Annotated in this window: 18 protein-coding genes and 1 pseudogene; 13 read left to right on the forward strand and 6 right to left on the reverse strand. The window is 49.2% G+C overall.

The genetic code is table 11. The features are described from left to right. Positions 1–247: 247 nt before the first annotated feature. Positions 248–769, reverse strand: coding sequence for an HPP family protein (locus tag C7A19_RS06430; RefSeq protein WP_116644476.1), 522 nt, complete (start codon positions 767–769; stop codon positions 248–250). Between the two features lie 102 nt (positions 770–871). On the opposite strand from C7A19_RS06430, the gene C7A19_RS06435 reads away from it, so the two are divergent. Together C7A19_RS06435 and C7A19_RS06440 are read left to right on the forward strand one after the other, a co-directional pair. After that, a complete protein-coding gene (locus C7A19_RS06435) occupies positions 872–1,396 on the forward strand; it encodes a TetR/AcrR family transcriptional regulator (RefSeq protein WP_077658983.1) in 525 nt (174 codons plus the stop codon). 118 nt (positions 1,397–1,514) lie between these two features. Beyond that, a complete protein-coding gene (locus tag C7A19_RS06440; RefSeq protein WP_116644477.1) occupies positions 1,515–2,180 on the forward strand; it encodes a transporter substrate-binding domain-containing protein in 666 nt (221 codons plus the stop codon). Here C7A19_RS06440 and clcA read toward each other — a convergent pair. Both clcA and C7A19_RS06450 read right to left on the reverse strand, forming a co-directional pair. Then, entirely contained in the window at positions 2,174–3,568 is a 1,395-nt protein-coding gene (clcA, locus tag C7A19_RS06445; protein WP_116644478.1) for a H(+)/Cl(-) exchange transporter ClcA, read from the reverse strand. The two genes, C7A19_RS06440 and clcA, sit on opposite strands and share 7 nt — an antisense overlap. 417 nt (positions 3,569–3,985) lie before the next feature. Beyond that, positions 3,986–5,275: an alpha/beta fold hydrolase gene (locus tag C7A19_RS06450; RefSeq protein ID WP_116644479.1), complete on the reverse strand. Its 1,290-nt coding sequence runs from the start codon at positions 5,273–5,275 to the stop codon at positions 3,986–3,988. A gap of 203 nt (positions 5,276–5,478) precedes the next feature. On the opposite strand from C7A19_RS06450, the gene C7A19_RS06455 reads away from it, so the two are divergent. The 4 genes from C7A19_RS06455 (at position 5,479) to C7A19_RS06470 (ending at position 9,858) form a co-directional block, all read left to right on the forward strand. Next, on the forward strand, positions 5,479–5,952 hold the full coding sequence (locus C7A19_RS06455; protein ID WP_077486761.1) for a MarR family transcriptional regulator: 474 nt from the start codon (positions 5,479–5,481) through the stop codon (positions 5,950–5,952). A gap of 25 nt (positions 5,953–5,977) precedes the next feature. After that, positions 5,978–7,036, forward strand: a complete 1,059-nt coding sequence (locus tag C7A19_RS06460) for an HlyD family secretion protein (protein WP_077651165.1) — start codon at positions 5,978–5,980, stop codon at positions 7,034–7,036. Between the two features lie 13 nt (positions 7,037–7,049). Next, positions 7,050–8,087: a DUF2955 domain-containing protein gene (locus C7A19_RS06465; protein ID WP_077520664.1), complete on the forward strand. Its 1,038-nt coding sequence runs from the start codon at positions 7,050–7,052 to the stop codon at positions 8,085–8,087. Positions 8,088–8,253: 166 nt separating this feature from the next. Next, the gene (locus C7A19_RS06470) at positions 8,254–9,858 is read left to right on the forward strand and encodes a methyl-accepting chemotaxis protein (protein ID WP_116644480.1); all 1,605 of its coding nucleotides are present in this window, start codon (positions 8,254–8,256) and stop codon (positions 9,856–9,858) included. An 81-nt stretch (positions 9,859–9,939) separates the two neighbouring features. Here the strand turns inward: C7A19_RS06470 and C7A19_RS06475 are convergent, their stop codons facing one another. After that, positions 9,940–10,836, reverse strand: a complete 897-nt coding sequence (locus C7A19_RS06475; RefSeq protein WP_116644481.1) for a LysR family transcriptional regulator — start codon at positions 10,834–10,836, stop codon at positions 9,940–9,942. Positions 10,837–10,978: 142 nt separating this feature from the next. On the opposite strand from C7A19_RS06475, the gene C7A19_RS06480 reads away from it, so the two are divergent. The 7 genes from C7A19_RS06480 to C7A19_RS06510 all read left to right on the forward strand — a co-directional run bounded on the left by C7A19_RS06480 (position 10,979) and on the right by C7A19_RS06510 (position 17,131). Then, complete coding sequence (locus tag C7A19_RS06480; protein WP_116644482.1) at positions 10,979–12,127, forward strand: S-(hydroxymethyl)glutathione dehydrogenase/class III alcohol dehydrogenase; 1,149 nt, start codon at positions 10,979–10,981, stop codon at positions 12,125–12,127. A 38-nt stretch (positions 12,128–12,165) separates the two neighbouring features. After that, positions 12,166–13,002: an S-formylglutathione hydrolase gene (gene fghA / locus C7A19_RS06485; protein WP_116644483.1), complete on the forward strand. Its 837-nt coding sequence runs from the start codon at positions 12,166–12,168 to the stop codon at positions 13,000–13,002. 582 nt (positions 13,003–13,584) lie between these two features. Further along, positions 13,585–13,908: a hypothetical protein gene (locus C7A19_RS06490; protein ID WP_077650317.1), complete on the forward strand. Its 324-nt coding sequence runs from the start codon at positions 13,585–13,587 to the stop codon at positions 13,906–13,908. A gap of 139 nt (positions 13,909–14,047) precedes the next feature. Then, positions 14,048–14,521 (forward strand): GrpB family protein, encoded by a 474-nt coding sequence (locus C7A19_RS06495; RefSeq protein WP_116644484.1) that lies wholly within the window; start codon positions 14,048–14,050, stop codon positions 14,519–14,521. Between the two features lie 154 nt (positions 14,522–14,675). Next, positions 14,676–14,945, forward strand: coding sequence for a hypothetical protein (locus C7A19_RS06500; protein ID WP_116644485.1), 270 nt, complete (start codon positions 14,676–14,678; stop codon positions 14,943–14,945). Between the two features lie 117 nt (positions 14,946–15,062). Beyond that, positions 15,063–16,565, forward strand: coding sequence for a caspase family protein (locus C7A19_RS06505; RefSeq protein WP_116644486.1), 1,503 nt, complete (start codon positions 15,063–15,065; stop codon positions 16,563–16,565). Positions 16,566–16,660: 95 nt separating this feature from the next. After that, entirely contained in the window at positions 16,661–17,131 is a 471-nt protein-coding gene (locus tag C7A19_RS06510) for a hypothetical protein (protein ID WP_155522549.1), read from the forward strand. Between the two features lie 35 nt (positions 17,132–17,166). Here the strand turns inward: C7A19_RS06510 and C7A19_RS06515 are convergent. Together C7A19_RS06515 and C7A19_RS06520 are read right to left on the reverse strand one after the other, a co-directional pair. Next, positions 17,167–17,552: pseudogene (locus C7A19_RS06515) on the reverse strand (transposase); the annotation flags it as partial. Positions 17,553–17,888: 336 nt separating this feature from the next. After that, positions 17,889–18,274 (reverse strand): ABC transporter permease (locus tag C7A19_RS06520; RefSeq protein ID WP_155522550.1); only part of this gene is annotated, 386 nt, incomplete at its 5' end.

Below are 18,274 nucleotides of genomic sequence, written 5' to 3' on the forward strand. Positions count from 1 at the left end.
ATTATAAAATTTATAGTGATACAGATCACTCTTTATTTTTTTAGAATAGTGAAATAAAAAACTAGAGTGATAAATATCACACTACTAGTCTGGTCAATAATGATTCATAGAGTGATAAATATCACACTTGTATTTTTATTACGGATGAGTCGGATGCGTCGGGGACGGTACTCATAGAAAAGGCGCCAATTTCTTGAGCTTTTAAAAGTGGTTCCTGAGCCTTGTACGACTCAGGAACCGAGTTCTTTTAGCCCCGCTTGATCCCATGCCAATACACAGGCCAATGATGTGGTTCACCGAGGTTGTTGATCACTGCTGCAATGGTTACCAGTGCGACACTGCCTGCGAGCACGGGCGTAAACAAATAATCGATGCCTACCACCTGAGTCCCCGCTAGCATGATTACCAGTGGATTCGCTCCTGCCGGTGGGTGAACGGCGCGGCAGGCTTGCATCAGCATAATCGCAAGGCCAACTGCCAGTGCGATCATCCAGCTTTCATTTCCCACGCCATACAGCATGGCCAGCCCCACACTGGCGGTCAGTAAGTGACCCACAATCACATTTCTCGGTTGCGCGAGCGGTGATTGAGGTGCCGCAAATAAAATCACACAGGTTGCGCCAAAGGGAGCCATCAGCCAAGGCACGCCAGTGGTTTGATTCAGCACAGCTAAGGTGAGAATGCCAAAAAATCCACCCAGTAAGCCTTTTGTCAGTTGAATCCAAGTGGGTTTAGGCGGTAACGCACCGCCACCTTTTAGTCGTTTCATACTCGCTCCTTCAATGGTTGAACGGTGTGTACCGATCTGTACACATTGTTTTGAAGAGTACAGATCGGTACACTTTATGACAAGTCTTTTTTGGAGAGCATGATGAGCAAACGCGATCACATCTTGGCGGTGGCCGAGTCGTTATTTAATCAGTTTGGTTACACCGCCGTGGGCGTCGACAAAATCCGTGATGAAGCCGCGGTCTCAAAGACCTCAATGTACCGGCACTTTGGCGCTAAGTCGGCCTTGATTGAGGCTGTGCTGCAAGCGCGCCATACAAGATTTGAACAAGGGCTGCAGCAGGCTATTGATGCGCATCAGGATAAAGATGCCCAATTGACGGCTTTACTGGATTGGCATCTGGCGTGGTTCAAACAAGACGACTTCAAAGGTTGTATGTTTATGCACGCGATTGGAGAATTTAAGAGCAGTACAGACAGCCAAGTTACAGCGATTGCCAAAGCGCATAAGCGCAAAATTCGCAATATGATTGAAGGCATTGTCGGGTCTGAGGATGTCGACACCGTGATGACGTTATTAGAGGGGCTGATCGTGCGCGCCGAATTTGGTGAGTTACCCAGTCGCGCGTCGTGTCTGAAGATATTACAGCCTCTCTCGAGTGCATAGCTACCGATGCTTCGTGACAGTGTCACGTTCTGCACATGGACGACACTTCTCCTGTCTTCTAATCTCTAAGAGTGCAAAGATAATCTGAGGCGGCACTGTGACGAGATGGTGGATATTAATGGTTTGCTGGTTGCCGTTGAGTGGACTGGCAAACACACTCACTGTTGCATATCGCGATCATACGGGTGCAATGTCATCCGCGACCAAAGCGATCGTCGAGCGGGTTTTTGACTCGGTTGACCCACAAATCGAACTCGCTTGGATAGAAATGCCGTTAGCACGGGCAGAGAATGCACTCGCTAAAGGGATCATTGATATTGATTTTGGACGCACGCGGTTGGTCTACCAGGACACGCCTCAGGCGCTTTATCCGAGTGAATCACTGTTTTCCGTCGGTTATCACCTGTTTGGCCATACATATGTTGGCAACCCTCAAGACTATCAACGTGTAGTGGGAGTGATTGGTGACCAAGTAGCGCAAATGATTGCGGATAAGTACCAGTGGGAAATGGTCGGTGCGAGGAGTGAGCGCGCCGCGTTGAATATGGTCAATAGCAATCGGGTACAAGCCATGGTGGCTTATGTGGGCGTGGCAAGCATTATTGAAAAAGAGCAACTAACTAATGTGCGCATGGGGGATAACCCTATCGAGTCCATCCCCATCTATTTGGCGATTCATCAGCGGCATCAGGCACTTCTTGAGCGATTGGACGCCAGCATAGGTAAAATGAAAAAGAGCGGTGAAATGGCTGCTTTACTCGAAAAACATGGCGCCACTTATTGAGACGCGTTTTCTATCCGCAGCTTTTGCTCGCGCACTTTGCGACGTAATAGCTCGGTATAAATCGGTTGTCCGCCCAGCAACTGTGCGACCAAGGTGGCACCGAGGGTGGTGATGATTAACGGCAAAATCAGATAATAGTTGTTGGTCATTTCAATCACCAACAAAATACCGGTAATCGGCGCGCGCACCGTGGCCGCAAATAAGGCACCCATGCCAGCAATGGCAAACATCCCCGGCTCTATGCCCATTTCTGGGTACATATTGGCAATCACTAACCCATAAACAGTGCCTAACAAGGTGCCTAGCGCCAGCATGGGCGCAAAAATGCCCCCAGGCGCACCCGAGCTAAAGCAAATCACTGTCAGTAATGTGCGCGCCATAAAGATAAACAGCAGGGCACTGATTGAATAATTGAGGGTGACGAAGTCCGGCACCAAGTTAATCCCGCCATGGGTCAGCTCAGGGGCGTAGATAAGTAGCAGACCAAAAAAGCCACCTAAGGTGGCACCGACTAGCCAGATCCGTGTTTGGCTTTTTTGATAAAAGCGCTGGAAAAAATCCTGAAAGCGAATAGTCAAAAAGTTAAACAACACGCCAAACACGCCGAAGCAGCAACCGAGGGCGAGAAAGAACCAAAGAGAAAGGAGCGGTGGGGTTTCGTATTGTGGCAGCACGATCACTGCTTCCTGGCCATTGATATACCGAAAAACAATGTCTGCGACAATTGCGGCGATAATCACCGCTTTAATAGAAATCAGGGTATAGCGAAATTGCGGTCGCATTTCCTCAACCACAAACATGATCGCCGCCAGTGGCGCGTTAAAAGCCGCCGCAAGACCGGCGGCAGCCCCGGATGCAAGCAGTGTTTGATTACTGTTTCTGTCTTTGATGCGGCAGGTGTCGGTGACCATTCGGCCAATATTGGCACCAATTTGCACACTCGGGCCTTCGCGGCCGAGAATCATCCCCGAGCCCAACGCGCCTAAACCGCCAAAAAATTTCACCGGGATAACTCGCCACCACCGTGAGGGGCGAATGCCTTCCATCGCGCCCTCAACTTCTGGGATACCAGACCCTGCCGCTTCAGGGGCAAAACGATGGACAAGCCAATAGCCGACCAAGGCGAGTCCTGCGCTAATGAGAAACGCGATCACGCCTAAAGGGAGCATCGAGCTGATATTGCTGTCTAGCCAGTCGGTTCTGGATTGAGACAGTGAATGGATGGCGAGTTCGAAAAGGGTGACCACCACGCCACCTAAAAAGCCAATGACTACCGCGAGTAAAAGGATAGAAACGGGCGTTTTATCGCGAGACCATAATTTATCAAAGAAAACACTAGATTTGTAAAAGATGGCTCTCTTCTTGCCTGTTTTACTTACAATTTTCATCTGTGTGAACGCAAAGTGTGAAAAGAAAAGTGACGATGTACGGTGGCACAACTTCCTACGCCAACATCGTGCTGGGAACGTCCTGTTCCCTGAGAGAACGCATTTATACTACGCCAATTAACGGAACATGCAAGCGCTTGACAGATGCTTCATTGCCCAGTGATAAAGACAAAACCCGCGGGAGTAAGCGATACATTAATGAGACAGTCGTAAGCGAATATTTTTATACGTTTAACCGGTGTGCACCGTATTAACAACTAGCGTATCAGCTTTATCAGCGCCAATAATTGATTTGAATTAGATCACAGTTTGTTGCGCTGAAAATTTCTGCTCTGACCTAATCGAAGAGTAGACAGCGGTGTGGCCATGCCTGAGTCGTTGAGGCATGGCCGTCATTATCGCTAAAGTAAGACGTCATTAACCATGAAGGGCAGCTAGGTTATCGCCGATATCGATTAATCGATCCAAAATACGCTCGCCATCGACGCCAATGCCATTGTGCTCGTACTCGTTAGTCATCCACGCTTGGCTGTTAGCAATCTTCGCCAAGGTTTGACGGGAATAATCGAACTCGACAAACATATCATCCACATAGGTGGCACAGGCGAGCGGCACCATGTTGCACTTGAGTGCCTCGAGATCATAAAGCGCCGGCCAATCGGTTTTTTCCGCCAGTAGCATGGCGGCGTCTTTGAGTGGTTTGAGTGTGGCGAGTTGATCAAACATCCATGGATAGACCATTTCACCGGTAAAGCGGAAAGGCTGGTCGGGCTGGTAGTGGAACTGCGGGAACTGATCGCGTACCCGATGGGCTGACCACTGCGACGCCTGCTGCTGGCAGTAAATCGATTCATGCAAAATAGCGTAGAACGGATTGGTTAAATACCCTTGTTCTGCCTGCATCGCATCAAGGAATGGATAGCTCAGCACACGCTCGCCATTCACCTCAATAAAGGCTCGTTCCAATAAATAGTAAAGCGGCAGCCCGGCATGACCGCGGCCAAGATTCAGGCCAATGGTTTGGAACTGCTCCACCGTAAACGGCTGACCGTTTGGCAGTGTCACCGCATTGTTTTGCAGATACTGGGCAATCTCGTGACAGCGGGCTTGTGCGTCCGGGAATTGGGCGAAAAACTGCTGGTTCTTATCTTCCACCCGCTGATAGGTTTTTTGATATACCGCATCGGCGTGTCCTTCAATCGGTGGAATGCCGCCAGTGACGAACGCGCGCGACAGCGATTGCGGAAAGTACGATAAATAGGTAAGCGCACAAAAGCCACCAAAGCTTTGACCCAGGATCGCCCATTGCTTGATGCCTAACGCCTCACGCAAACACTCGGCGTCTTTCACGATGCTATCGGCACGAAAATGGCTCAGGTAGTCCGCTTGCTCGGCGGCTGTGAGGTGGGCAAGCGTTTGGTGATTCACCGGCGAGCTTAAGCCCGTGCCGCGTTGGTCGAGCAACAACACGCGGTAATCGTCTAGTGCCCGTTTTAGCCAACCGCTCGCCCCATTAGGGCGAGGTGACTCCATACCAGGACCACCTTGAAAATACACCAGCCAGGGTAAGTCTTGTTCATTTTTACGTGTATCCACCACTTCGCGGGCGAAAATCGAGATTGAGGGGCTATCAACGTCACTATGATCCAGCGGTACATCAACATGATGGCTGCGATAACGGAGGTGGCGATCCCACAGATCTTGCATGGTAATTCCTTTACAAACAAAAAGATGACGCACGATAGATTACCAGAGATGGCGGGGAGCAGCGAGCACGTTTCCCTCAGCCAGTCTGTCACTTTTTTGTGATGCACATCACCTTTCTGTTTACTTAGCCTGCTAACTATTTTATAGTACCTGCCTGGTATTACTTAGCATGCTAAGTATTTTCACGATGGAAGGAAAACTCGATGACATCGCCCAATCCCGAACACATGTCGATTGCTGAGCACTTAGGGCGCACGGCGCGATTATGGCGCCGTGTGGCGAATTCAGAGCTTGAACCTCTGGGGCTGAGCTATCCGCGCTGGAGTGCGCTTTGGATGTTGCGCCGTCTGGGGGATGGCATCAGCCAAAGTGAATTGGCACTGGCGCTGGAAATTGAATTGGGCTCGCTAATGCGCACCTTGAAGCATTTGGAAGCGCAGGGGCTGATCACACGGCGCTGCTCGCCTGAGGATAAGCGCACCCGTACCGTGCATGTCACCGCCAGTGGCAGTGAACTCATGTCTCGCATCGAAGCGCGGGTATTGCGGGTGCGCAAGCATTTGCTCTCGGGTATCGCGGCTGAAGATTTTGATGCCTTGGAGCGGGTGTTAGTCACTATTAATCAAAATGCGATGGACTATACCGCCACCACCGCAGATGACCACGGCACAGAATAATAAGTAATAGAGGTAAGAAAGACGAATGACACCAGATGAAAAATTTGCGCGTTGGGTAAAAGTCGCCGCCCTCAGTTTTGTGTTGATCTTTGGCTACTTTTTGGCGGCGGATAACCTGATGCCACTAACGCCCCACGCGATGGTGACACGCACGGTGACTAAAGTGGCCCCGCAAGTCAGTGGGCCGGTTAGCGCCTTGGCAGTAGAAAACAACCAGCGCGTTCAAAAAGGCGATGTACTATTTAAAATTGAGCGTGCGCCTTATCGCATCGCCGTCGACCAAGCCAAGCTCGCCCTGGCCCAAGCGAGACAAACGAACGCCCAGTTGGATGCCTCACTAATGGCTGCGCGGGAAGATGTCTCAGCATTGGCATCAGTATTGGCACAAAAAGCGCGTGAAGCGAAACGTTTAAAAGCCTTGTTTGCCAAAAATGGCGTCTCTCAGCAGCAGCGTGATGATGCGATCAGCGCCGCTAATACCGCTCGCGCCAAATGGGAAGCGGCGAAAGCGCGTGTGAGTGCCCTCCAGATCCAACGCGGTGGCGATGGTGCGAGCAATATCGCTGAACAAGTGGCGCTGAGTAAGTTAAAGAAAGCGCAATTGAATCAATCCTACACCACCGTTAAAGCCAGCCATGATGGGATCGTGACGAACTTGCAGCTGGATGTGGGGGCGTATGCCAGTGCGGGCAAACCGCTGATGGCCTTGGTGTCTGAGCGCGCCGATGTGATTGCCGATTTTCGTGAAAAAAGTGTGCGCGATGTACAGACGGGTACCGCAGTGAATGTCACATTTGATAGCGAGCCGGGCAAACTGTACGCGGGACACGTGAGCAGTGTTGATGCCGGAGTCAGTGCCGGACAAATCGACGCCAATGGCCAACTGGCGTCGCCTTCAAACTCCAACCGCTGGGTGCGTGATGCACAGCGAATGCGTCTACACATTCAACTCGACGAATGGCCTGATCACGCCTTGCCAACAGGCGCACGCGCCACGGTTCAGATAATGCCTGAAAGCGCGGTGACGCAGTGGCTGGCCAGCGCGCAAGTCGGCTTTTTGAGTATGCTGCACTACATCTACTAAGGGGGAGCTGACGATGAGGTTATGGCATCACCCCTTAAGCGATAACGATGTGCGCCAGTGCGCGCGCATTGCCACAGGTGCGACGCTCGGTTTTGCGGTGTGTAAGTTTTTCGGTTTTAGCTTCGGAGTGTTTTTTACTGTCACGCCGATGTTGTTGCTTGGCCTTGTCCCAGTGATTAACGGTCGCGCGGCACGGCAATTGCTCGCCTCGGCGGTGATCAGTGGGATAGAGGTCGGGCTGCTAGGGGGATTGTTTGGCGCGCATCCTGGGTTAATGACACCGCTGGTGTTCTTGCTCTTCACCTATAAGTTTGCCTGTATGTCCAAAGGGCGCTTTTTCCTCTTTGGGGCCAACAGTGTTTTAAGCCTCAGCATTATGCTGCACTTTGCCAGCTATCCCGATTTACCCATTAACACCTTAATCTTTGGTAACCTGGGCGCCAATGTGTTATCGGTCGCGGTGGCGTATTTAGTGACCTGGTTAATTCCCGATGTGACGCCGCGTCAGCCACCAGCTGCACCGGCAGGGGGAAAACAATCGCACCGGATGCGCCACGAAGCGCTAATGGGCGCGACCTTAGCGACGGTCTCGTTTTTCATCTTCCAGATATTTGACTTGCGCGATTCGATTTCAGCGCAAGCCACCACTGTGTTGTTGCTGTTTCCGATGCACTGGAATGGCTCGCTCAGCTATGCACGAAAACGGGCGATAGGCACAGTGCTCGGCGTCGCCTACGGCATTGGCTGCCAAGTAATATTATATGATTGGTTTAACGTGCTGATTTTAGTGATCCCGCTGCTATGGATAGGCACCATGCTGTTTGCCAAAGCCCACTTAAAAGAGGCCGGGGGCTCAGGTGTGGGGTTTGGTGCCATGGCTACGCTTGGGATCTTATTCGGGCAATACTTAAGTCCCAACCAAGACTTTATGTATGATGCCTTATACAGAGTGAGTAGTAACCTGGTAGCGATTGTGCTCACCTTGATGTTGTGTTTTATGGTGCATAAGCTGCTTAACTGCTTTTCCGCGACCCGGTTTGGTGCCGCGTAAGCGTATGAACGACCGAATACCTTCCTCGCTTTAGTCAATTAATAGTGATTATTTTTGCGGTAAACATCTCATCCTAATTTGACTTTTGCGAGGTATCGCTTGTTTCTCCTCCGACCTGTCGCTATGCTCCATGGCTGTTACGATGCACAGATAGGAAGTCAGCGAAGTGAAAAAACTCATCCTGATCGTGGTATGCGCCATGTTTGCCGTTGCGGCAATTGCCAGTATCACCGCAACCACCTTTATCTCGCATGACGAGATTGACAACATTATTCTCAAGCGTTCGCAAGCACAGGCTGAGCTCCTGGCCGATCGTGCTGAATACATTCTAGAAAACTCCTCTACTCCCACCGCCGATTTACAAGACATGGTGTCGGATCTTAAAAGTCGCGAAGACATCAGCTATGCGGTGATGATTGATAAAAACATCAAAGCCATCGCTCACAGCGACACCCAAAAGCTTGGCAAGGTGTATAGCGATAACTATACCGTCGCCGGGGCTGGCCAAGGCCAACCGCAGCATTCTCGCTGGTATGCCGATGTGCAAGAGGTGTGGGTATACGACATCATGATGCCGGTTTATGTCGATGGCCGCCTGTGGGGCGCGTTTGATGTTGGCATCCCGATTACTGAGGTAGACAGCGCTGCTAATGGTATCGCCATTGCCCAGCTTACCGCGATTGGCTTGATTTTTGTCGGTTGTACCCTGGTGTTGGTATGGCTATTAGGCCGTTTATTCGCGCCACTAAAAGGCCTCGAGGATGCGCTGACTGATATCTCCAAAGGCGACGGTGATTTAACGGTGCGCTTGCCGGTGACCGGCAACAACGAAATTACCCGGATTTCGGTGGCGTTTAATACCTTTGTGGAAAAAATCGACCAAATCATTGCCAATGTGGTGGAAACCGGTGAAGAGCTGGGGCGCTCGGCCGAATCGCTGCGTGATAAAGCGGCGCACTCACTGAAACGTGGCGAGTCGCAAAGCGAACAAGCCTTGCTGGTGGTCACCTCGATGAATGAGATGATTGCTACCATCAATGAGATCTCACAAAGCGCCTCGAATGCGGCAGATTCCGCTTCGTCGGCCAACAGTGAAACCGAAGCCGGTAAGCAAACCTTGAGCGAAGCAACCGCGACGATTAACCAGCTCGACACCGAGATGGACAATATGTCGACGGTGATCACCTCGCTGGCTGAACGCACCCAATCCATTGTGTCGATTCTGGATGTGATCCGGGGGATCTCCGAGCAAACTAACTTGCTTGCCCTAAACGCAGCCATTGAAGCGGCACGCGCGGGCGAAGCGGGACGTGGCTTTGCGGTGGTGGCTGATGAAGTGCGCAGCCTGGCGACTAAAACCTCGCAATCGACCGAAGAGATTCAATCAACCATTGATCACCTTCAGCAAGAAGCGAAAAACGCGGTTGATGCCATGGATACCAGCAAGGCGCTGACTACCGAAGGCAACCGTGCTACTGAGCAAGCACTGACCGCACTGGAAAGCATTGCTACGCAAGTCAGCACCATCTTGGACATGAACACCCATGTGGCAACGGCGACCGAAGAGCAATCGAGCGTGGCCAATGAAATCAACGTTAATATGGATACGGTCAACCAAGCGGCGCAAGCCGGGCTGGATGATAGCCACAGCCTTGAGGCGAGCAGCCAAGACTTGGCCGGTTTGGCACGCACCTTGGACCACCATGTTGGCGCATTCAAAATCTCGGCAATTAAACCCACTGGGAACACATTGCGGGCAGCGCGCGACTAATTCAGCGTGTACCCCAGTAACCTTTATCGCCAGCCTTGTGCTGGCGATTTTTTTGCTTAATCATTAAAAAAGTAGAGGTTTCTAAACACCTGTTCGTAGATGCTGGGCGGGTAAGTGCTCGGCAAGATATGCCAGCCAGGCGGCTATTTTGGGTTGTAATTGACGCCCACTTGGATACAGCGCCCAAATGCCCTCATCGTCCACCCGATAATCGGTTAATACTTCTTCCAACTCGCCGCTTACCAACGCGGATTGCACGTAATAATGTGGCAGTTGCGCCAATCCTAAACCGTGTTTGGCGGCATTGAGCAGCGCTACGCCTGAATTGCAGCGCAATCGGCCTGACACGGTTAACGTGCGCACCTTGCCGCCGCTTTGGTAGTGCCAATGCTCGTTCGATCCCACTAAGCAGCTGTGGCGACTGAGCGTACTGGGCGACTCGGGGCGGCCATTTAAGGCCAAGTAGCCTGGACTGGCGCAGATGGTTAATTGTCGCGACCCCAGTCGCTTAGCTTTCAGGCTTGAGTCCGGCAAGTGGCCAATCCGGATCGCTACATCGGTGCCGGTATCTGTCATATCCACTCGCCGGTTGGTTAGATGCAAATCCACCGCCACTTGTGGATACGCCACCATAAATGGTGCGAGCAGTGGGGCGATATATTGCTCACCAAAGTTAACCGGTGCGGTGACACGAATTTGCCCGGCAGGTAACGACTGCGCCTGGGTAATGGTTTGTTCGGCATCTACCAACGCCGCGATCAGCGGTCGGCAGCGTTGATAATAGAGCTCACCCTCATCGGTTAACGACACCTTCCGCGTAGTACGATGAAACAGCTTCACCCCTAAATACGCCTCGAGCGCAGCCACCCGACGACTCACTGACACCACTGTGGTATCGAGTTTATTGGCCGCTTGGGTGAAGCTGCCATGCTCGGCGACCGATAAAAATTCGTTAAGTCCTTCCCAATGGGGCGCCATTGCTGTCTATCCTGTCATTATTCACGTATATACATTATTACGTGAGTGAAATAATAATTTTCAAATTTGCGGGATTATAACTAAATCTAACTTGGTTAGCATAGTCAGGTACGCAATTAACAAGCACAGAAAGGAACCTTCAATGGCACTCTCAATCCAGCCAGGACAAACACATATCAAATCCAAAGCCGCGGTTGCTTGGGGACCAGGCCAACCACTAAAAATGGAAGAGGTTGACGTTGAACTGCCCAAGCCGGGTGAGGTGTTGGTCAGAATCGTCGCTACCGGTGTGTGCCATACCGATGCGTTCACCTTATCGGGCGACGATCCTGAAGGCGTCTTTCCCTCGATTCTCGGCCACGAAGGCGGTGGGATTGTGGAAATGGTCGGCGAGGGCGTCACCAGCGTAGAAGTGGGCGACCATGTGATCCCGCTTTACACCGCCGAATGTGGTGAGTGTAAATTCTGCCAATCTGGCAAAACCAACCTGTGTGGCGCAGTGCGTGAAACCCAAGGCAAAGGCCTGATGCCAGACGGCACCTCACGCTTTTCGATTAACGGCGAGACCATTTTCCACTACATGGGCTGCTCGACCTTCTCGGAATACACGGTACTGCCCGAGATCTCACTGGCGAAAGTGAGCAAAGCCGCGCCGCTCGAAGAAGTTTGCTTGCTCGGCTGTGGCGTGACTACCGGCATGGGCGCGGTGATGAATACCGCCAAAGTAGAAAAAGGCGACACGGTGGCGATTTTCGGTTTGGGCGGCATTGGCCTGTCAGCGATCATCGGTGCCCGTATGGCCGGCGCAAGCCGCATCATCGGCATTGATATTAATGAGAGCAAGTTCACCCTTGCCAAGCAGCTGGGCGCTACCGATGTGATTAACCCTCAAGACCACGACAAACCTATCCAGCAAGTGATTGTGGAGATGACTGACGGCGGGGTTGATTACTCGTTCGAATGTATCGGCAATGTGGATGTGATGCGTCAAGCGCTCGAGTGCTGCCACAAAGGCTGGGGAGAGTCAGTGATCATTGGTGTTGCTGGCGCAGGCCAAGAGATTTCGACCCGTCCGTTCCAGCTGGTGACAGGGCGCGTTTGGAAAGGATCGGCATTTGGTGGCGTAAAAGGCCGCTCAGAGCTGCCCGGCATTGTCGAGCGTTACCTCGATGGTGAGTTTGGCCTGCAAGAATTTATTAGCTACACCATGGGCCTTGATGAAGTAAACCGCGCCTTTGAACTGATGCACGAAGGCAAAAGCATTCGCAGCGTGATCCACATGGACCAATAACAGGACGGCCGCCGTGGCAACGCGGCGGTAAAATAACCATGCAACTAGAAAAAATAAGCGAAAACAAAGTCGCAGGCGGTTGGCACCAACGTTGGCAGCATGACTCAAGCACCACCAACGGCAAAATGACCTTTGCGATCTTTCTGCCAGAGAAAGCGAAAGAACAACCTGTGCCGGTGCTTTATTGGCTCTCGGGCCTGACCTGCACCGACGAAAACTTTATGCAAAAGGCCGGCGCGTTTAAACAAGCCGCCACCTTGGGCATGGCGATTGTAGCGCCAGACACCAGCCCACGCGGCGAGAGCGTGGCGGACGCCAATCAGTACGATCTCGGCCAAGGGGCGGGGTTTTATGTCAATGCTACCCAAGCGCCGTGGCAGTCGCACTATCAGATGTACGACTACGTTGCTCACGAACTGCCGGAGCTGATTGAATCGCACTTTGCGGTCAACAACCAGCGCGCGATTGCCGGACACAGCATGGGCGGCCACGGCGCGTTAGTGATTGGTTTGCGTAACCCATCACGCTACAGCAGCATTTCCGCGTTCAGCCCGATTTGCCATCCTACCGAGTGCCCGTGGGGCAAACAGGCCTTTAGCGCCTATTTAGGTGATGACGAACAAACATGGCAAGCCTACGACGCCACCGTGTTACTCGCCCAAGGCCCCACCGCCATGCCGATGCTGGTGGACCAAGGCGATAACGACGGCTTTTTGGCCGAGCAGCTTAACCCGCAAGCCCTGAAACAAGCGGCAGAGAAGCACAACTCTCCGCTCACCTTGCGCATGCAACCTGGTTACGACCACAGCTACTTTTTCATCAATACCTTTATTGATGAACACCTCGCCTTCCACGCCACTCGCTTTGCGCGGTAGGGTAAACCACGTCGAGACCCCAAGCGGCCACCCAGGCCGCTTTTTTTCGCACCCATTTCACAAAACATGGCTTATCTAACACTTTGGACAATAGCGCACGAAAAGCAAAACAGCGCTTGATACACTAACCCGAAAAGTAGCCAATAAATGGCGTGTTAGGTGCCGACAACTGATCGGCGGTAGCGTGGTGAGTGGATGGGATGGTTAACCAGCTTATTGGCTAGATACAGCAAAAGCATGCGCGTTTATCCGTGACAGGTTCACACTATCCCAGAATGGATGATTAAAAGAGTCTATAAGTCATGAGGTTACAGCTTGATACTTGGGGATAGTGTGAATGCCTGAGTTGAGATAGGCGGCATGCACACTTTCACGGAAGAGCAGTATCCACTAGAGGTGAGAAATTCCAATAATAACAGTCTATTAGGTAGAAAAGAGTGCGTATAACGGTTTTGGGAAATCGTGCGTGCGCACTAATACAATGTTATGCGCCAGTGTAAGTCTCTAAATTCAGTACAAAATCTCTCAAGTTTATGGCTAAATGTTCCATATCTAACGAATTGTTATTAATGGAGAGGTAGCATGTCTAATTTGGGATTAGGTATATCAGTTTTAACTTTTGCTGTTGTTTTCTTAGCCTTATGCGCTGTAATTCAAATTGATGGTCGGAGATCTAAGTTTTATGCAGGTCTTGTTTTGGCTTTATTCGGGCTTTTTGGGTGTGCGGCTTCGGCGGTGTTTGTAGACTTGCTTTTCTATAATGAAAATAACGACGTGTATGATTTTCGTGTGTCTTTACTCAGTAATTCATACCTAATCATAGCTTCAATTGGAGCTAACTTGTTTGCAACCGCTCTATGCACGAAAGAAGCAAATGAAAGTTTTTCCTTGTATCGCAGAGGTTAGTAGCGCATAACAAACCAATTCAAGGCGACCCAAATCGTCGCGCGGCTTTGGGTGATTGCCGCTTTGCGTCAGTGTATTACCAAAAAGCACCCAACAATTTGGGCGCGTGATTGGGGCGTTATGCCTTTTGGGAGAAAATATGCAGTTTTACAAAGCAGATGAGTATCAGGCATCTTGTGAAAATCTCTATCGTAAGTATGAACTTCAGATAGCCGCTTTACTTCCAAGCGCAACAATTGAGCATATTGGAGCTTCTTCTATCCCTAATGCTGTATCTAAGGGAGACCTAGACATACTTGTTGGCGTTAACGGTAACGAGCTAGAAAAAGCAGTGAAGTTACTTTCTACATTAGGTTTCAACGAAAAATCCAATACGTTAAGAACTCCGGAGCTTTGTATGCTAGAAAATAGCTCAGGTGAAGATGTCGCTTTTCAAGTCGTAGCGAATGGCTCAGAGTTTGACTTCTTTGTGAGGTTTAGGGACAAGCTACGTGAAAGCCCTGAGTTGGTCCAACAATACAATGAACTCAAAATGTCTTGTACAGGTTGGGCTCAAGAAGAGTATCGTCGAAAAAAGTCAGCTTTTATTGAGCACGTTTTAGGACAGGCATAACAATAAATTTAAGAGTGATTCACAACGCTCAGCGCTTTCACTTCAAGCCAGTTTAGTGTTTATGGCACAATGCTTTAGGTAGGGTGGTTAGCGTTGTTCACACCTTAATTTGGCGTTACGTGGTAAGTCCGTCGGAAATTCAAGAAGGTATCTTATGGCAAATTGGGAGGGTTTGAGTGCCGATGCGCAGGACGTGTATGTCAATCTCGGGACTCGAAACCACAAGACTATAAAAAAGATTAAAACCAGTCGACTCATCAACGCAATCAGAGAGTCGCAATTTGTTGGCTATGACAATGCATCACCTTACAACTGGTTGGTTTTTGAATACGAGAGAAGAAAGACGCAACGGAACTGGATTCTAGGGATTGTCGCCGCAATTATTGCGGGTGCTGGTGTCTTGATTACGGCTTTCGCGTCGTGACACGTAACAAATCGCTTAAGTACGTTCCCGGCCTGGTGGCCGTCCACCGGACGCCCCTGACGGGTCGCCGCTTAGCTTAGCGTTAAGTCTACAGAATAATCAATGGAGTAATAATTTGTGAAGTTGGCAATAATCGTAGGGGTAAGTGATTATCAGAACTGCAGTTCATTGAGTGCTTGTAGAAACGATGCTGAGGTGATGCAAGGAGTTTTTGAACGATTGGAGAAGTTCGATGATATCTGTGTAGTTGCTAATTCTCCTAAGGCTTTTGAAGCTAAACAGAAGCTGACAGAATTTATAAATAAATATAAAGCTAAAGAAATATCTGAGCTCGTATTTTATTATTCAGGACATGGGGCAAGATATGATGATGATTTCTTTTATGTTTTTTCTGACTTCAAGGAAGATAGAAAGGAGGTTACAGGTCTTAGGAACACTGAGCTAGATGGTCTTATAAGGAACTTAAATCCTGATCTTACAGTTAAGATAGTAGATGCCTGTTATTCTGGATCTTCTTATGTAAAATCAGATTCAGAAATAAAACCTTACTTAGAGAAATCAGCTAAAGAAAATAATCTTAATAAACTTTATTTCTTTCATTCGTCGAGCTCTGAAGAAACATCACTTGCATCCGATGTTTATAGCTATTTTACCTATAGCTTTTGTAAGTCTTTATCAGAACATGAAGGCCCAATAAGGTATAGGGATATAATGGCGTTCGTCGCAGATGATATGGCGTCATCGGGCTACCCCAAACCTACCTTTGTTGTGCAAGCTGATAATACCGAAATATTCGGGGAAGTAGATCTTAACTTACTTGACTATACTAAAACCACATTGAAGCTTGTTAACACAACTGAGGGAAAAGAAGAAAGCGCCCTTGAAAACCCTCAAGCTGAAACCAGCTTACTTGAATTTGTAGAACAAAAGAGTAATGAAGAGTATTGCTCCTACGAGGAAGCTTCAGCTAATATTGAGCAGATAAAAATTAACTTACAGCCTGATTTTTGGCCACCAGAGATAACTGCTCTGTTTGATTTCGAAGAGATTGAATTTGATACTACGTATCAAATTCCTAATTCTACCGAAATTGGTCGATGGATCCATAAAAATAATAAAGAGGGTTTGTTTGCTGAACCGTCATATTCAACACAAAAATACTTCAAGGACGAATACGTTGAAGTTCCGAGAAAACCTAGCAGATATAGAGATGCTTTGGGTTCACTGGCTGCTTTAACAGCATTTGGTTTGAACGATGATAAAGATTATAAGCTTGAGAAAATAGAGAAAGAACGCCAAATTATCGATGGGTTTGAGTATACCGCCGAGTCACCTCTTCGCGCTTTAAAACTTCACTTTAGACCTAAGTATGCAGCATTAGATAACTACTGCTTAACAATCGTTTTACTATTTTCAAGACGGTCTTTAGTTATATTTCACTCGAAAGAATCATTACCGTATAAAAGTTGGGATAGTATTTCTAGCCCTCTCTGTCTTGATTGGAAAGCCAAATCAATAATGCTTAAAGATTCGGAAGGTATCGTAAGATATGTTAAGGATTTAATTGTATCCATGACCTCATATGTTACAGAAGATATATCGCAGAAGTTAGAGAATTAAGATTTAATAAGCGCATGTTGGCGGACTGTTTTCCGCTGCGCTCCAAACCAGCCGCAAATGCGGGCGTTATATTCAAGGTGAGTTTGGAAGTACCAATGAAGATTAATAAAGAAGTATTGAATGCGGCGTTAGGTTACCTGCTGGTAGCTGAACTTGCTGAGGAAAGGGCGGTCGAAGTTAATGACTTTCGATTTGCTTACAACTCTAATCTTGCATTTTCAATTGAGTTATTTATTAAGTCGATAGTAGCTTCTTCCGAAGAAAGGCTAGTATTGTCTGTTGGCGGAGCTCAAATTACTAGGCAATTTTCGAAGAGTAATATTAAGGGGCATAAGCTCGGTGCCTTGTTTGATAAACTACCTGAAGATTGTAAAAAAAATCTAAGTTTATTGTTTGAAAAACATGTATGTAATGTGTCTTGTATGCCGTTGAGTTCGGTACTCTATGATATCGAAAATGCTTTTGTCGACAATCGTTATATCTTCGAGAAAGGTGGTTTGACTTCAGCTAATGAGTCAGAGCTACTGTTGTGGACTGCTCGGTTTTTCAAAGAAGTTCTAGTTTAGCAAATGAATATAACAAACGAGTATGTCGTCAATCGCTAAATTTTAGCGATATTTTTATCCCACATTACGCCGTCTCTGAGCATCGAATTTAAGATCACCACCATCTTACGCACACAGGCAATAATAGCGACTTTTTCGGCTTTCCGGCGGCGACCAATCGGGTATACGTGGCTTTAAAAACAGGGTTACATTGCATCGCAGACATCATCGCCATATACAACACGGTACGAACTTGAGCACGCCCACCTTGAATCACCCGTTTTCCTTTATATCGCCCACTTTCTTTGGTCACGGTTGCAACACCAATGAGAGATGCCGCTTGTTTGTTAGTGATATAGCCCAGCTCAGGGATGTTATTGATGATAGATGCCGCTGCAATGCTGCCAATGCCAGGCACGCTCTGTAAGAGCGCATTTTTACTCGTTCCCACGCTCCCGCGTGGGAACGCATATCTAGCTCTAGCTATCATTCAAACACAAACAGCACACATACCTGTGTAACGTTACGCTGGCTAGGGCTTGTTCGCTATAGGTATTGATACTGTCCGCGAGTGTTAGAACAGAGGTCAAGTATTGCTCGGTGCTCTTGTAGCGAATCCTGCCCATGATTCAAAATCCATATGCATTCCCACGCAGGGGCGTGGGAACGATTTAAAGAGTATCTCGCGACTGGGCTGGGAACTCTCTCATAAACGCGGATGTTCATGCATTTCCCGTGGGCCATGCGGCTAATTAGGTCACGCTCAGCCGCATGCCTACTAGTCAAGCTGCTTGTTGAAGCGCAGTGTCGCCAGCACCAGGAATACCCCGAAGAAGGCTAGCAGCGGCCAGATTTCGGAATGCAGTTGGGACAAGTTGGCGCCACGAAGCAGAATTCCGCGCGACAGTCGTATGTAATGGGTCAGCGGAATCACTTCGCCGATCCACTGCGCCAGCCTCGGCATACCGTCGAACGGGAACATGAAGCCCGACAGCAATATGGATGGCAGGAAGGTGAAGATCGTCAGCTGGGTCGCCTGGAATTGGGTCTTCGCGAGGGTGGAGACGAAAAGACCGAGCGCCAGCGTGGCTAGGATGAAAATGACCGAAGCTAGGTAGAGCCGAGTTTCCGCACCTAATTTAGGAATAAACCGCTTCGTATAAC

Origin of the sequence: Salinivibrio sp. HTSP (assembly GCF_003390965.1) — a bacterium.
GTDB lineage: Bacteria > Pseudomonadota > Gammaproteobacteria > Enterobacterales > Vibrionaceae > Salinivibrio > Salinivibrio kushneri.

Bases quoted from the DNA above. Each gene is read 5' to 3' on its own strand.
- C7A19_RS06500 (WP_116644485.1), top strand. From the start codon at position 14,676: ATGGCAAATTGGGAGGGTTTGAGTGCCGATGCGCAGGACGTGTATGTC.
- C7A19_RS06510 (WP_155522549.1), top strand. From the start codon at position 16,661: ATGAAGATTAATAAAGAAGTATTGAATGCGGCGTTAGGTTACCTGCTG.
- C7A19_RS06455 (WP_077486761.1), top strand. From the start codon at position 5,479: ATGACATCGCCCAATCCCGAACACATGTCGATTGCTGAGCACTTAGGG.
- C7A19_RS06460 (WP_077651165.1), top strand. From the start codon at position 5,978: ATGACACCAGATGAAAAATTTGCGCGTTGGGTAAAAGTCGCCGCCCTC.
- C7A19_RS06480 (WP_116644482.1), top strand. From the start codon at position 10,979: ATGGCACTCTCAATCCAGCCAGGACAAACACATATCAAATCCAAAGCC.
- C7A19_RS06450 (WP_116644479.1), bottom strand. From the start codon at position 5,275: ATGCAAGATCTGTGGGATCGCCACCTCCGTTATCGCAGCCATCATGTT.
- C7A19_RS06495 (WP_116644484.1), top strand. From the start codon at position 14,048: ATGCAGTTTTACAAAGCAGATGAGTATCAGGCATCTTGTGAAAATCTC.
- C7A19_RS06435 (WP_077658983.1), top strand. From the start codon at position 872: ATGAGCAAACGCGATCACATCTTGGCGGTGGCCGAGTCGTTATTTAAT.
- C7A19_RS06475 (WP_116644481.1), bottom strand. From the start codon at position 10,836: ATGGCGCCCCATTGGGAAGGACTTAACGAATTTTTATCGGTCGCCGAG.
- C7A19_RS06430 (WP_116644476.1), bottom strand. From the start codon at position 769: ATGAAACGACTAAAAGGTGGCGGTGCGTTACCGCCTAAACCCACTTGG.
- clcA (WP_116644478.1), bottom strand. From the start codon at position 3,568: ATGAAAATTGTAAGTAAAACAGGCAAGAAGAGAGCCATCTTTTACAAA.
- fghA (WP_116644483.1), top strand. From the start codon at position 12,166: ATGCAACTAGAAAAAATAAGCGAAAACAAAGTCGCAGGCGGTTGGCAC.
- C7A19_RS06490 (WP_077650317.1), top strand. From the start codon at position 13,585: ATGTCTAATTTGGGATTAGGTATATCAGTTTTAACTTTTGCTGTTGTT.
- C7A19_RS06465 (WP_077520664.1), top strand. From the start codon at position 7,050: ATGAGGTTATGGCATCACCCCTTAAGCGATAACGATGTGCGCCAGTGC.
- C7A19_RS06440 (WP_116644477.1), top strand. From the start codon at position 1,515: ATGGTTTGCTGGTTGCCGTTGAGTGGACTGGCAAACACACTCACTGTT.